Raw genomic sequence first — 12,060 nt, 5'->3', positions numbered from 1 at the left:
GCGCCATTATGCCGTGATGATGTCGTGCAGGAACTGCGCAAGTCCCGGCTCGACGTCATCGTAGTAGCGGGTGAACCGCTCGTCGGCGATGTACATCTGGGCGAGGCACACCTGCATCTCGTCGCTGCAGTCGTAGAACTGGTCGATCGACGCGCGATGGCGGGCTCGTAGTTCGCGTGCCCTCGGCGAGTTCGGCGCCACGCCGTCGCGCTTCGCGGCGGCGAGGTCGGCCAGCAGCGCGTCGTTGTCGGCCTTGACCGCGATCCAGTCCTGCTTGGTGAACGACGAAACCCGTTGCTGTGATTGTCTCCACGCCTCGGTGTCTCCCCACCGCTCTTCGGCTTCGCCGGCGTACTCGTCGCCGAATGCGGTGCTTCCGAAGATCTCGACCTGTTCTTCGGCGGTGAGCTGGATTCCTTGTCGGTGCGCTGCCATGAGGTTCTCCACTGCAGTGATGGTGTCGGCGAGCCTGCTCGCCTGGGCGGTCAACAGGGCGTGCTGATGGGCTAGCACGGCGCGGATGTCGGTGTCGGGATCGTCGAGGACCGAACGGATCTCGTCCAGAGGTAAGCCGGCGGATCGGTACACCAGCACAATGAGCAGGCGTTCGATGTCGGCGTCGGTGTAGTTGCGGTAGCCAGCGGCGGTGCGCGTGCTGGGCACGACCAGACCGATGTGGTCGTAGTGGTGCAGCGTGCGCACCGAGACGCCGGTCAACGCGGCGACGGCGCCGACGGAGTGTGTGGCTGTCATGGACGCCACTATCGACCCTGACGTCGCGTCAGAGTCAAGTCCGAGGCGTCAGTCCTGATTACGCCGTGCGGCGAGTAGTACCACGACGAGAGCGAGGATGCCGGTGACGGCCGCGGCCGCGAGCGGTAGCCGCGCCGACCGCGACTCCTCCCGAGCGGCGGGTACCGGAGCGGTGGCCGCCGAGCTCGCCGTGGCGACAGTCGACTTCGCCTGGGCAGCAACCTCTTTGGCGGCCTCAGCCAGTTCTTCCGCACTCTGCGGGGGAGTGACCTTCGTCGCGGAGGCCTTCGTCGCCGGAGCTTTTTTGGCAGGTGCTTTTTTGGCGGGCGCCTTCTTGGCCGCCACCTTCTTCGCCGGGACCTTCTTGGCGGGAGCCTTTTTGGCGGGTGCCTTCTTGGCAGGCGTCTTCTTGGCGGGAACCGCCGCGGGATCACTGCCGGGGGACGCAGCTTCCGACCGGTCTTCGGGCCGATCCGACTGCTCCATGTCACCGCTCCTTCGACTGTCCAGGCGTGCGCGTCAATTCATCATGCCAGGTGGGCCAGGGCGACCCACTGCCGTGTCAGCCGGTCACCGCCAGCGTCGCCGCCGCGGCCAGCGTCACCGCCATCAACCCCAGCTCGGTGTAGGCGCGGGTGCGCGACAGCTCGGCACTGGAGCGGTGAGCACGCGCATCGGGCAACCAGGATGCGCGGTTACGCCAGGCCAGCGCCAGGAGGACCGCTGTGAGCACCAGCTTGGCGCACAGCACACGGCCCCATCCGGTGGTGAGGAGGTGCATGGGCGTCTGAAGCTCCGCCAGACCCGCGATCACGCCACCGACGAGCAGGACGGCGACGCTGGCCAGCGACAGCGCGGAGAACCGCGGCAACACCCGCGCCCATTGCCCGCGATGCGACACGGTCAGCACCAGCGCGGCGAGCACCCCGCACCAGAGCGCGGCCGAGAGCGAATGCACAGCGACGGCGATACCGCCCACCGCGTCCTCGCCGAGATGGCCCGTCAGCGGATGGCCCACCACACCGATCGCCGCCACCCCCGCGGTGGCGGCTGCCACCGCCTCGCTCCTGGGCGCGAACCCCGCCGCGAGCACGACCGCCACGGCGGCGGCGATCGTCACTCCAGCGGCCCGCCCAGGTGCGGTGTGCACGGTGAAGTCCCACACGGTGTGAAGGCCGACACCGGCGAGGCTGCGGCCCGCGGCCTCTGCCGTCGCCACGACGAGCCGCACGACTTCTGCCGCCACCCACACCGCCGAGGAGGCCAGCAGAGGCACGGTGGCGCGGCGCAGAAGCTCATCGCGGTAGCGCGGACCGTCGAGTGCGGGAACGACGGTCAACCCCACGGTCACCACCGCGGCACCGTCGGCCAGTGCACGGACCAGCGCAGCCGACAGCGACGCCCCCGGGAACGCCAGCGCCCAAGCCAGGACGCACGCCGCGGCGGTGACGAGCAGACCGCCCGCCACCGCCCGGCCGTGCGTCATGACCTGCGGCGGACCGCCCACACCGCACCCGCGGCCACGACGGCGACCGCGCCGACCGCGAACGGCCACGCGGGCAGCCCCGCCGGGGACGGAGAAGCGGGCGCGGCCTGCGTGGTGGCCGGTGCCGGCGAGGCCCCCGACGCCCCAGAAGCCCCGGACGGCGTCGGAGTGGCCGAAGCCTCGGTGGCACCAGTGGTGACCTGGAAGGGCCACGAACCGGTCACGACGTGACCGTCAGCCGATGTCGCGCGGTAGTTGACGGTGTAGGTGCCCGCGGGCCCGCCGGGACGGACCCCGATGCTGATCACTGCGCCGTCGACGGTCGGGGTCCCCTCGCCCCATTGGGCGCCGTCCGGACCGACCACCGTCATCGCGGCGAACTCGGGTTGCATCGTCTCGTTGAACGTCGCGCTGACCCTGGTGGGCGCCTGGGGCAGTACGGCGTTGTCGGCGGGGTCGCCGGCGAGGCGGGCAGCGTGCGCCCATGCCGGACCGGCACTGATCAGTGCGGTCAGGACGAGGGCCAACGCCGTCGCTCCGACCGCGAGAAGGTGGGCACGCCGGGGCCGCCCACGATGAACTGCATTCATTCGGTTGTCTGCTTCCTGTGTCGAATCTGTCGGGGTCGAGGTCAGCCCGCGACGGGCGGACCCCGATGCGACATCGACGTGGCGAGCAGGAGCTCAGCGAACAGCGGCTGGTCACCGGGGGTGAGAACCCGTGCAGGCGCCGCGAACGCCGTCGCGCATGCCGGGGCCGTCGCGCGCCGCACGACGCGCACGAGCACACGGCACAGCCGCTCCCCGGTGGTGATCAGCAGCGCGCCCAGGGCAACCGCGCCCACATGCGCGGCCACCATCGCCCCGGATGGTGCAGTTGCCGCGTGGGGATGACTGACCGCGAGCACGGCGTGGCCGGCGACCTGCCCCACCGTCAGCAGCAGGGCCATCGCGGCAACACCGTCGGCGCGGGACGTCGCCACCGCCGCGGCACCGACGGTCACCCCGACGAGCAGCAGGCCGATCACGGCTGGTCCGACGGCGAGATGCCCACCGCCGGAGGCGTGGGCGGCCAGCGACAGCGCCGCCGTCACCAGACCCGCAGCTGCACCACGCAGCAGGATCAGGTGCCGGACGGTCGCGTCGGACAAGACGCTCAGGCCACGCCGAGGCGCGCCAACAGATCGGCGTCGATACCGTCGAGCTGCTGGGCGATCGCCGCGTGCGCCGGCTTACGGCGAGCGGGCGGCATGGTCTCGGCGGCCGTGACCGCGGCCGCCAGATCGGTGAGGCGTTCGCTGATGGCGGCCGCGAACTGTTTGGTTTCCGCGTCCTTCGGCTTCTTCTCGGTCAGCTGGCGCAACGAGTGCTCGGCTCCCGCGATCCGCGCGGACAGCTCAGCCCCGTGGCCCGAGAACTGCCCGAGCTGGCTGACGGGGATGCCGAGGCGATCGGCGCGACGCTCGTCGATCAGCCCTCTGGCCGAGATCGACGCGCGGTACACGAGCGGGATGACGACCGGCGCCAGCAGGCGAGACACCGTCAACGCCCGGCGAATCTTGGTGGGGGTGAACAGCTTTCCCTCACGAGCAGCCTTCAGCTGAGTTTCGGCGACCTTCAGCGCGGCGCGATCGCTGTCCCGCTGGGCGCGCAACTGCGCCCGCAGCGCCTTCGCCGTGGCCTTCTGCTCGGCCTTGAAGCGTCGCACCTCGTTCTTGGCCGAGAGCTTGGCCTCCAGCTTGGCCTTGGTCTTGATCGCCCGTCGCTCGGCTCGCCGAGTGGCGCGGGACTTACGTCGCTTGAACAGACTCATCCCTGGGGCCCTCTCCACTGTCATTGTCGGCGCTGACCCACACTATCGTTCGCCCCCGGTGATCAACCGCCTGGAGGGCCGGGACCGGTGTGGGAGAATCGACCCTCACCCGGGCCCATCTTCCGCCCGACGTCCGCGAAGGTGGTGACGACGTGGGTGCGCGAGCGCGCAGAGCCGTGGCAGCCGGCCTGACCGTAGGCGGGCTGTGGATCGGTGGGGTCGGGGCGACAGCGTCCGCGGCACCCGCCGACGCGACATCCGCCGACACGGCCCCCGCCGACACGATGCGGCCCGCCACCTCGGGCGAACCCACCGCGGACCCGCCCCGAGTGACTCCTCCTCCGACGGCCGACGAACCGTCGGCCCGTCGCGGGATCGGCACGACGTGGCGCCGTGCTCACCGAGGTGTACAGGACGTGGACCGGGACTCCGACGGACCCTGCTGCGACGACGGCGGGAAGGACTGCGGACCGGGCTGGCCGTGGCCTCCCGATGATCCGGAGCCACCCGGGATCCCGGCCCCGACGCCGCCGGAGAGTCACGGCGGCGTCAGCGACCGGCCCGTGGTCGCGCCCCGCCCCGGCGGAATCGGCACCCCGGGTGTCGGTGCACCCCAGACGCGGCCACCCGTCGAGCTGCCCCTGGACCCCGACGTCCTCGACGTCGTGCCCGGCGCCGGCCTGCCTGCCGCGGGAGCAGGCGCACCGATCGCGCTGCCGGTGCTGCCCGTGTTCGCGCCGGCCGCCGCAGTTGGACCGGCCGCCGCAGTTGGACCGGCCGCCGTAGCTGGACCGGCCGTAGCCGCTCCGCGCCCCGTCGAGGCCCTTCCGGCACCTGCCGCGCCGCCTCGCGCCGCACCGGAACCGCAACCGGCCCGGCCGATCGAGCCCGTGGAGAACATCCTCGCCGGCTCGCCTCCACCGGCGCCGATCCGGGTGGGTTACGGCGAAACCCTGCGCACCGCAGGCACATCGCAGCTGGCGGCGCTCGCGTTGCCCGGTGTCGCAGGCATCGTGATACTGACCGCAGCCGGCGGCGTACTGGGGTACCGCCAGGCCAAGGCAGGCCAGGTGGTCCGGGCTCGCGGCACAGCGCGGTTCATGAACTGAGACGATATGCGTGCCGGCAGGGGGTAAGCGGCGCATAGTAAAGCTGTCGGAGTGGGGTCCGAAGGGTCGAAGAGGGTCGAAAGGGGGAAGCGATGCCTGCGAGCCGGCGAGTCACCCGTGCGGTGGGGGAGGTGCTCGATCTCGCCCCGCGACGCGGTGAGATCACCCTGCCGCGTCTGGTCCAGGCGGTCAGCGAGCACCGGGGCCGCACCATCGAACTGACCACGGCAGAACTTCCGCCGGGTGTCTGCGGCCAGTGGCGGCAGTACGCCGATCACGACGTGTTCCTGATCCAGCAGGGGCTTCCCGCATGGGATCGCACCCTTGCCCACGAACTCGGCCACCTCGTCCTCGGTCATGAGGGCATCCACGTCACGCAGGCGGCCCGGGACAACACCGAGGTCGCCAGCTCGGAACTGATCGGGTACATGCTCAATCAGCGCACCGGGTGCATGGGTCCCGCGGGTGAGGACGCCGAGCAGGAGGCTGAGGACTTCGCCGCGCTGCTGATCTACCGGCTGGGGCGGTTGCCGTCGGACCGGTCGTCCATCGTCCAGGTGCGTCTCGGAGAGGCGTTTGGTTGATCGTCTGGGTCATCGCCGGTCTCCTGGGATTGGCAACCGGACTTCGCATCGGATGGGCGCTGGTCAACAAGCAGTCGCTGGTCAGCACCTCCATGATCCTGGCTCTGGGCAGCCTCGGTGTGGTCGCCGCGCTCAACTGGCAGCCGTTGGCGCTGCTGATCGACACGCTTCTGCACTGGCCCAACATCGCGATGGGTTTCAGCCAGGTGGCGTTGATCGCCTGCGCCGCGGGAAGCTGCGTGATGATCACCACGGTCTCGAGCAATCGATCACCCACGGCGGCGAAGAAGATCGCCATGGTGCAGTACGGGGTCGCTGCGGCGATCGCGGTGGCAAGCCTCTTGGTGTTCTTCGCCGCAGGCCGTGGCACCGAAATGGCTCCGCAGGAGTACCTGCGCCGCAGCCTCAGCGGCGACGGCGCTTCGCTGCCGTGGCTGTTGCCGCTGCTCTACGTGATGTTGGCGCTGAGTCTGGTCGCCTGGGCGGGGCTGCGGCACAGCAACCGGACCCGCCGCGGGCGTGCGTTGTTCGTGTTCACCGTCGGCATCGCGCTGATCGTCGCGGCCTTGGCGTTCTTCCTCCTGCGGGCGGTCGGCACCAGCGCCGCAGTCGGAGTGGGTGCGGCAGCCACGCTGCTCGGCGCTGCCATGCTGATCGTGGCGGCGGGTTCGCTGCTGCCCAGCCTGGAGGATTGGTTCGGGGCGCGCCGCGAGCTTCGCATCATCGGGCCGATCCTGGCCGAACTCGGTCGACGTCACCCCGACGTCGGCATCGGGGTACGTCCGCGCGGCCCCCTGGTGTTCCGCGTTGCCGAGCGCATGTCCCTGATCTCGGACGCGCTGTTCCTGGAAGCGACCGCTGCGGCAGGAGCGCTGCGCCCGGTCGACGCAGGCTCGGCGGCCGCCGAGCCTGCTGACCCCGACAGTGACGACGAACTCGCGGAGTTGCCGCCACCGGATGCGACGCCGGTAGAGCAGGCCACCGCCGTCGCGGCGTGGATCGCCGAGCGGCAGGACTTTCCAGGTCTGTCCTGGCTGCGGCAGCCGGCGAGCTACTCCGACCGCGAGTGGATCCTGGAAATCGCCCGTCAATACCGAACTCTCGACTCCGGGGGATCCCAGGCGCGTCTTCGCCGGTCGACCCCGCAGGAGTGAGGAAGGCTAAACGTCGAGGTTCTCTTTGCGCCGCAGCTCGTCGACCTTCTGGACGATGTCCTGCTTCGCCTCGGCGGACAAGCCGACCGTGCGGGCGGCGATGCGGCGAACACCCTCGTCACGCATTCCGGCGAGCAGGGTCAGCTCCTTGTCGAGCTTCTCGTAGTACTCGTCGTCGGTGAAGTACGCGGGCTTGATCCGGAAGAAGTTGGCAAGCGCGGCCATCGTGGCGACGGACGGATTGGTTCGGTTGCCAGAACGCAGCTGCGACAGGTACGGGGCAGACATGGTGACGCCCTCGGCCTTGAGTGCGGCGATCACCTCCGCAGAGGTGTGCGGACCACGTCCGGGCGGGTAGACGGTGTCGAACAAGCGGTTCAGGCGAGCGGCAAACGTATTGCTCATCGGATTGACCTCCACATACTGACGAGCGTTGTCCAAGGGCGGTGGATTTGCTGATCATCGTAGCGACAGATGTGTCCACAACCAAGTGCAAACCACAGAAATGTGAACCACGGCTTACGTCGCTGGCTGCCGCTACTGGTGTGAACGGCGTAGACGGGGCATCTGCCACGGGCGGGGCATAGTGCAGCTAGGCAAATAATAACGCCACCGTAGCCAGCATACGTGCGGCTTTCCCAGAACCGAGGAGTCTGTGGCCGTTGCGGATGTGGCCGGCAACCACCCGCCACGCGCAACGCGAACAGACGGAAATTTGCTGGACGGTCGGACGGCGGCGGTGTGAACCGGATCGGGGGCCGCGCTGCGCACCCGGTGATGCGCAAACTTGCTAAATCCGCGCGCTCACGTGCGTCGTGACGGTGTCAGTAGCCAATGGCAGCGGGCGAGAAGACTTTCCGACCGGTCAGGCGGCCAGGAGCATCGCCAGAATCGCGGTATCGGGGTGGCTGATCGGATCGACGCCCACGCGACTCACCATCGAGGTGACCGTACCGTCGGACTCGGCCTCCACCCAGGCGGCCCGATGCTCGAGACCCAAGTGGGGCAGCCCGGGCAGGAGGACACATCCCGACGCAGCCCCGGTGCACTCAGGTAACGACGGGGTGGTCTCCGACGGGGGATGGAGCATCAACAGGGCGGGCGGCTGGCGTTCCGCGAAATGTCCGGGTGCCACCGCGGAATCGCCGACCACCGTGCCCTCGGCCAGGACGAGCCCCACCGTCCCCGGTGCCGGCTCGTCGGGCAGCTCCTCCCGCGCCCCGAAGATCGTCGTCGTGGACAGAAGACCCGGAAGCGACGCCACCCGCACCGCGACCATCAACAGCTGGGCCCACTCTTTGGTCGAGTCAGGCCACCGCCCGGAGACGACGAAGCCCTTCAAGGACCCCCGCGAATGAAACGGTGCGATCTCGATCGCCCGACCGGACCCGAAATCCATCTCGCCTCCCGGCATCGGTGAGCAACAGCCAGACACGTCTGTGGGTCGATCCGCTCAGGATGCGGCAGGCTGCGGCGACCGCGCAAGCGGACACGGCCGATCGATACACCCCAGACACAAACCGGCCCGGTCGACGAGGACCGGGCCGGTGGAGGACTGTGCGGAAGGCTTACGCAGGCGGGTAGACGCCCATCTGCTTGCCCTTGTCGGTCTGCCAGAAGATGTCGGCGATCTCGTCGATGGTCTTCAGCAGCTTCTCAGCGACCGCGGCGTCGAGCGACTTCTTGACATCGCCTGCGCCGTGAACGCCGTCCCAGAACAACTGGTGGAGGTTGGGGAACTGCTCGAAGTGGTCCTTGGTGAAGAAGTCGGCCCACAGGACCATCAGGTGGTGCTTGACCTCTTCGGCCTGGCGCTCCTTGATGATGATCGCGCGGGCTTTGAAGTGGTCGTCATCCGAATCGTGGTACTTCTGAATGGTTTTCAGGCACGACAGCGCCTCGATCTTGGCCTGCGCGGGGTCGTAGACGCCGCAGTACAGATCGCAGTGAGCGTGGGCAGGAGTTGCATTGGAAAACACGGAGTCAAAGAGTCGATGCAGCATGGCTTTAACTTACCCTCAAGATCATGAGGCCTAACCACGGACGGCCGGTATTTCCACACGGTCCGCCGGTGCGCCGATTCCTGGTGGTCGAGGACTCGATGAAGCCCACTGTGAACCCCGGTGACGGCCTGCTCGCGATGCGGTGCGGGCGTCTGCGAGCCGGCCAGTTGCGGGTGTTCCCGGACCCGTCGCGGTCGTCGCGCTATCTGGTCAAGCGGGTGGGCCGGGTGCGCCGCGACGCGACAGGTCTGGTGTTCGAGGCGGTGTCGGACAACGCGAACGCGCCGGGGGTGGTCGACTCAAGAACGTTCGGGTGGGTGCGGGCAGACCGCAGCTACCGCGTGCTGTGGACCGTGCGCCGGAGGACGTGATTCAGAACAGGACGATCAGCGCCAGGACGGCGAGCAGCACCAGTGCGATCACGCCGGCCCGCAGTAATGACATCAACTGACTGCGGGTATATGCGCGCGACGACGACTGCCACTCCGACGGCGGAAAAGTCGAGCCCGGCCCCGTGGAAGATCGCGCCATCAGATGCTCCTCACCTGCACGTTGATGCTGCCTCCCCCACGTGCACACCCCAGTGACTTCTGTCACAGACAAACCATGTGATCGCGATCATAACCTCATTTGTCCTACTCGGAAAAATCGGCCTCCCGGCTGCGGGTGCGCACACCAAATCGTTAGGCAGCCGAGACATTTCGCTCTGTTCGTTTCCTGGACTGTCGATTGGCTGTGAATTCTCGGTGCGTGTCGCGGCGTGATCATCCACAACGCACCGAGAGAGCGCTGGCAACTGCCCACACAGCCTGTGGATGAACCTGTGGAAACTGTGGATAGGTGGCCGCCGAGTCGAGTTTCGCTGCAGCCCGGATGCGGTGGTGCCGGACCGCGGGCTCGTGTCAGCATGGCCACATGGACCACACCGGGGTGAGGCAAGTAGGCATCGCCGAGATACCGGCCGAATTCGACTCGTCGTCGGAGGGGCCCGTGCTGCTCGATGTCCGCGAGGACGACGAGTGGCAGCTCGGGCATGCGCCGGGCGCGCGGCACATCCCGATGGGCGAGGTGCCGGCCCGGATGGGAGAGATCCCGGCCGACGCCGAGCTGTACGTCATCTGTCACGCCGGTGGACGATCCCAGCGCGTTGCCGACTACCTCGCACGCAACGGGTTCGAGCCGGTCAACGTCAGCGGCGGGATGTCGGCGTGGGCCGGGGCCGGTAGGCCGGTGGTGACCGATGACGGTCAGCCGGGCAGTGTCTGAGCTCGGGTCTGAGCCGCCTGCCGGGGGACGACATTAAGCTGGCCGAATGATCCAGGTGTGCTCCCAGTGCGGGACGCGGTGGAACGTGCGCGACCGGCAGCGGGTGTGGTGCCCGCGGTGTCGTGGCACGTTGCTCGCCCCCGGGAGCGCGGCGCCCGCGCCGGAGTGGGGCCGACGAGATGCTGTGCCCGCCCAGCGGCGGCCCACCCCCGGTCTGCCTGCTGGATTCAAATGGGTGGCCGTGCGGCCGGGCGCGCCGCCCCCGCCGCGCCGCCCCCGCCGCGACCTCGGCCCCACGCCCCGATACTCGGTCATCCCGCGGTGGGGTCTCGTCGAGCACTTCGACGCCCCGGCCGAAGAGACGCCGGTGCGCACCGGTCCGTCCCTGACCGCAGTGCAGATGACGCTGGTGACCACGGCCGCTGTGCTCGCCGCCGCCGCATTCGTGCACCTGATCCGGTATGTGCTGCTCATCGTCAACCGCACGGTGCTGCTCAACCCGTGGGTCGCCGGCATCGCCACCTGGGGCGGGGTGGCGGTGAGCGTGGTGGCCCTGTTCACCACAGTGGCCAGCGCACTGATGCTCACGCAGTGGCTGGTGGCCCGCCGGGCCGCCGCCTACGCCCATCACGGACACGAGGATCCCCGACCGGCCTGGATGCTGCGGGTGTGCTGCCTGGTGCCGCTGGTGAACTTGTTCTGGGCGCCGGTGTTCGTGATCGAGCTGGCGCAGGTCGAAGGCCGAGAGAACTGGCTGCGACGGCCCATCTCGGTGTGGTGGGTGGTGTGGGCGGCCAGCACCGCGGTGTCGGTGTTCTCCATCGCGACCAGCTTCACGACCGACCCGCAGGGCATCGCCGACAACACGGTCACCACGATCGTGGCGTATCTGTTCGCGGCGGGGGCTCTGCTCCTGGCGCTCCAGGTGTACCTCGGCTTCGAACGCCAGCCGGTGGAACGACCGTCGAAGCGGTGGCTGATGGTCGACGCGCCGTCGGGCAAAGATTCCGCTGACGATCAGGCGCGTGCGGTTGAGCCCGAAGGGCAGAACCCGGCAGCATAGCGATATGAACTCCGGCGGGACGTCCGACGGCCACCCCTTCGTGGTGGCTCACCGCGGAGCTTCAGCCGATCTGCCCGAACACACCAGGACCGCCTACGAGCGGGCGCTCGATGAGGGCGCCGACGCGGTGGAATGCGATGTGCGGTTGACCCGCGACGGGCATCTGGTCTGCGTGCACGACCGCCGGCTGGATCGCACCTCCACCGGCAACGGCCTGGTCAGCGAGATGACGTTGGCGCAGCTTCGAGAGCTGGACTACGGCTCCTGGCATCCCAGTTGGCGGTCCGACGGCAGTCAGGGCGACACCGGTCTGCTCACCCTCGACGATCTGGTGGCGCTCGTCCTGGACTGGAACCGGCCCGTGAAGATGTTCATCGAGACCAAGCATCCGGTCCGGTACGGCGCGCTGGTGGAGAGCAAGGTGCTGGCGCTTCTGCACCGGTACGGCATCGCCTCACCCGCATCGGCGGATCTCTCCCGGGCGGTGGTCATGTCGTTCTCCGCGGCCGCGGTGTGGCGGATCCGGCGGGCGGCGCCGCTGTTGCCCACGGTGCTGCTGGGCGAGACGTCACGATTCCTCGGGGGCAGCGCGGCGACGACGGTCGGCGCGACCGCGGTCGGGCCGTCGATCGCGACGCTGCGTGAGCATCCGGAGCTGGTGGATCGCGCCGCGGCGCAGGGCCGCGCTCTGTACTGCTGGACCGTCGACCACTACGAGGACGTGCAGTACTGCCGCGATCTCGGGGTGGCCTGGATCGCAACCAACCATCCCGGGCGTACCAAGGACTGGCTGCAGAACGGACTCAAGGGCGCGGGTCGGGACTAGCCCG

General features: G+C 69.0%; 17 protein-coding genes. 7 read left to right on the top strand and 10 right to left on the bottom strand.

What is annotated here, in order from left to right; translation table 11 throughout:
• Positions 1–6 precede the first annotated feature (6 nt).
• The 6 genes from ACZY1G_RS15335 to ACZY1G_RS15310 form a co-directional block, all read right to left on the bottom strand.
• On the bottom strand, positions 7–753 hold the full coding sequence (locus ACZY1G_RS15335) for a MerR family transcriptional regulator (protein ID WP_463822848.1): 747 nt from the start codon (positions 751–753) through the stop codon (positions 7–9).
• A gap of 48 nt (positions 754–801) precedes the next feature.
• Complete coding sequence (locus ACZY1G_RS15330; protein ID WP_463812692.1) at positions 802–1,239, bottom strand: hypothetical protein; 438 nt, start codon at positions 1,237–1,239, stop codon at positions 802–804.
• A 76-nt stretch (positions 1,240–1,315) separates the two neighbouring features.
• The gene (locus ACZY1G_RS15325) at positions 1,316–2,239 is read right to left on the bottom strand and encodes a CopD family protein (protein ID WP_463812691.1); all 924 of its coding nucleotides are present in this window, start codon (positions 2,237–2,239) and stop codon (positions 1,316–1,318) included.
• Positions 2,236–2,829, bottom strand: a complete 594-nt coding sequence (locus ACZY1G_RS15320; RefSeq protein ID WP_463812690.1) for a copper resistance CopC family protein — start codon at positions 2,827–2,829, stop codon at positions 2,236–2,238. The genes ACZY1G_RS15325 and ACZY1G_RS15320 overlap by 4 nt, the downstream gene beginning before the upstream one ends.
• Before the next feature lie 41 nt (positions 2,830–2,870).
• Positions 2,871–3,389, bottom strand: a complete 519-nt coding sequence (locus ACZY1G_RS15315; RefSeq protein ID WP_463822847.1) for a hypothetical protein — start codon at positions 3,387–3,389, stop codon at positions 2,871–2,873.
• 5 nt (positions 3,390–3,394) lie between these two features.
• Positions 3,395–4,051: a DUF6474 family protein gene (locus ACZY1G_RS15310; RefSeq protein WP_463812688.1), complete on the bottom strand. Its 657-nt coding sequence runs from the start codon at positions 4,049–4,051 to the stop codon at positions 3,395–3,397.
• 89 nt (positions 4,052–4,140) lie between these two features.
• Between ACZY1G_RS15310 and ACZY1G_RS15305 the strand changes: the two genes are divergently transcribed.
• From ACZY1G_RS15305 to ACZY1G_RS15295, 3 genes are all read left to right on the top strand, one after another.
• Complete coding sequence (locus ACZY1G_RS15305) at positions 4,141–5,160, top strand: hypothetical protein (RefSeq protein WP_463822846.1); 1,020 nt, start codon at positions 4,141–4,143, stop codon at positions 5,158–5,160.
• Positions 5,161–5,252: 92 nt separating this feature from the next.
• Entirely contained in the window at positions 5,253–5,744 is a 492-nt protein-coding gene (locus ACZY1G_RS15300; RefSeq protein WP_463812686.1) for an ImmA/IrrE family metallo-endopeptidase, read from the top strand.
• Positions 5,741–6,898, top strand: a complete 1,158-nt coding sequence (locus ACZY1G_RS15295) for a hypothetical protein (protein WP_463812685.1) — start codon at positions 5,741–5,743, stop codon at positions 6,896–6,898. The genes ACZY1G_RS15300 and ACZY1G_RS15295 overlap by 4 nt, the downstream gene beginning before the upstream one ends.
• A gap of 6 nt (positions 6,899–6,904) precedes the next feature.
• Here the strand turns inward: ACZY1G_RS15295 and ACZY1G_RS15290 are convergent, their stop codons facing one another.
• The 3 genes from ACZY1G_RS15290 to sodN form a co-directional block, all read right to left on the bottom strand.
• Entirely contained in the window at positions 6,905–7,303 is a 399-nt protein-coding gene (locus tag ACZY1G_RS15290) for a helix-turn-helix domain-containing protein (protein WP_046363341.1), read from the bottom strand.
• Positions 7,304–7,763: 460 nt separating this feature from the next.
• Complete coding sequence (locus ACZY1G_RS15285) at positions 7,764–8,297, bottom strand: peptidase (RefSeq protein WP_463812684.1); 534 nt, start codon at positions 8,295–8,297, stop codon at positions 7,764–7,766.
• 169 nt (positions 8,298–8,466) lie between these two features.
• Positions 8,467–8,901: a superoxide dismutase, Ni gene (sodN, locus tag ACZY1G_RS15280; RefSeq protein WP_335332737.1), complete on the bottom strand. Its 435-nt coding sequence runs from the start codon at positions 8,899–8,901 to the stop codon at positions 8,467–8,469.
• 98 nt (positions 8,902–8,999) lie between these two features.
• Here sodN and ACZY1G_RS15275 point away from each other — a divergent pair, with 98 nt between their 5' ends.
• Complete coding sequence (locus tag ACZY1G_RS15275; protein WP_463823008.1) at positions 9,000–9,272, top strand: S24/S26 family peptidase; 273 nt, start codon at positions 9,000–9,002, stop codon at positions 9,270–9,272.
• A gap of 1 nt (position 9,273) precedes the next feature.
• On the opposite strand, the gene ACZY1G_RS15270 is transcribed toward ACZY1G_RS15275, so the two are convergent.
• Positions 9,274–9,432 (bottom strand): hypothetical protein, encoded by a 159-nt coding sequence (locus ACZY1G_RS15270; protein WP_463812682.1) that lies wholly within the window; start codon positions 9,430–9,432, stop codon positions 9,274–9,276.
• Positions 9,433–9,816: 384 nt separating this feature from the next.
• Between ACZY1G_RS15270 and ACZY1G_RS15265 the strand changes: the two genes are divergently transcribed.
• From ACZY1G_RS15265 to ACZY1G_RS15255, 3 genes are read left to right on the top strand one after another with little or no spacing between them, the layout of a single operon-like run.
• The gene (locus tag ACZY1G_RS15265; protein WP_463822845.1) at positions 9,817–10,167 is read left to right on the top strand and encodes a rhodanese-like domain-containing protein; all 351 of its coding nucleotides are present in this window, start codon (positions 9,817–9,819) and stop codon (positions 10,165–10,167) included.
• A gap of 46 nt (positions 10,168–10,213) precedes the next feature.
• The gene (locus tag ACZY1G_RS15260; protein ID WP_463822844.1) at positions 10,214–11,230 is read left to right on the top strand and encodes a DUF4328 domain-containing protein; all 1,017 of its coding nucleotides are present in this window, start codon (positions 10,214–10,216) and stop codon (positions 11,228–11,230) included.
• 4 nt (positions 11,231–11,234) lie between these two features.
• A complete protein-coding gene (locus tag ACZY1G_RS15255; protein ID WP_463812679.1) occupies positions 11,235–12,056 on the top strand; it encodes a glycerophosphodiester phosphodiesterase in 822 nt (273 codons plus the stop codon).
• Positions 12,057–12,060 lie beyond the last annotated feature (4 nt).

It is taken from the genome of Mycobacterium sp. IDUB_5, assembly GCF_055419565.1.
Note: the sequence above shows the minus strand (reverse complement) of the source record. Positions and strands in the feature narration are given on the sequence as shown.

Bases quoted from the DNA above. Each gene is read 5' to 3' on its own strand.
- ACZY1G_RS15335 (WP_463822848.1), bottom strand. From the start codon at position 753: ATGACAGCCACACACTCCGTCGGCGCCGTCGCCGCGTTGACCGGCGTC.
- ACZY1G_RS15330 (WP_463812692.1), bottom strand. From the start codon at position 1,239: ATGGAGCAGTCGGATCGGCCCGAAGACCGGTCGGAAGCTGCGTCCCCC.
- ACZY1G_RS15325 (WP_463812691.1), bottom strand. From the start codon at position 2,239: ATGACGCACGGCCGGGCGGTGGCGGGCGGTCTGCTCGTCACCGCCGCG.
- ACZY1G_RS15320 (WP_463812690.1), bottom strand. From the start codon at position 2,829: ATGAATGCAGTTCATCGTGGGCGGCCCCGGCGTGCCCACCTTCTCGCG.
- ACZY1G_RS15310 (WP_463812688.1), bottom strand. From the start codon at position 4,051: ATGAGTCTGTTCAAGCGACGTAAGTCCCGCGCCACTCGGCGAGCCGAG.
- ACZY1G_RS15300 (WP_463812686.1), top strand. From the start codon at position 5,253: ATGCCTGCGAGCCGGCGAGTCACCCGTGCGGTGGGGGAGGTGCTCGAT.
- ACZY1G_RS15290 (WP_046363341.1), bottom strand. From the start codon at position 7,303: ATGAGCAATACGTTTGCCGCTCGCCTGAACCGCTTGTTCGACACCGTC.
- ACZY1G_RS15285 (WP_463812684.1), bottom strand. From the start codon at position 8,297: ATGGATTTCGGGTCCGGTCGGGCGATCGAGATCGCACCGTTTCATTCG.
- sodN (WP_335332737.1), bottom strand. From the start codon at position 8,901: ATGCTGCATCGACTCTTTGACTCCGTGTTTTCCAATGCAACTCCTGCC.
- ACZY1G_RS15275 (WP_463823008.1), top strand. From the start codon at position 9,000: ATGAAGCCCACTGTGAACCCCGGTGACGGCCTGCTCGCGATGCGGTGC.
- ACZY1G_RS15270 (WP_463812682.1), bottom strand. From the start codon at position 9,432: ATGGCGCGATCTTCCACGGGGCCGGGCTCGACTTTTCCGCCGTCGGAG.
- ACZY1G_RS15265 (WP_463822845.1), top strand. From the start codon at position 9,817: ATGGACCACACCGGGGTGAGGCAAGTAGGCATCGCCGAGATACCGGCC.
- ACZY1G_RS15260 (WP_463822844.1), top strand. From the start codon at position 10,214: ATGATCCAGGTGTGCTCCCAGTGCGGGACGCGGTGGAACGTGCGCGAC.
- ACZY1G_RS15255 (WP_463812679.1), top strand. From the start codon at position 11,235: ATGAACTCCGGCGGGACGTCCGACGGCCACCCCTTCGTGGTGGCTCAC.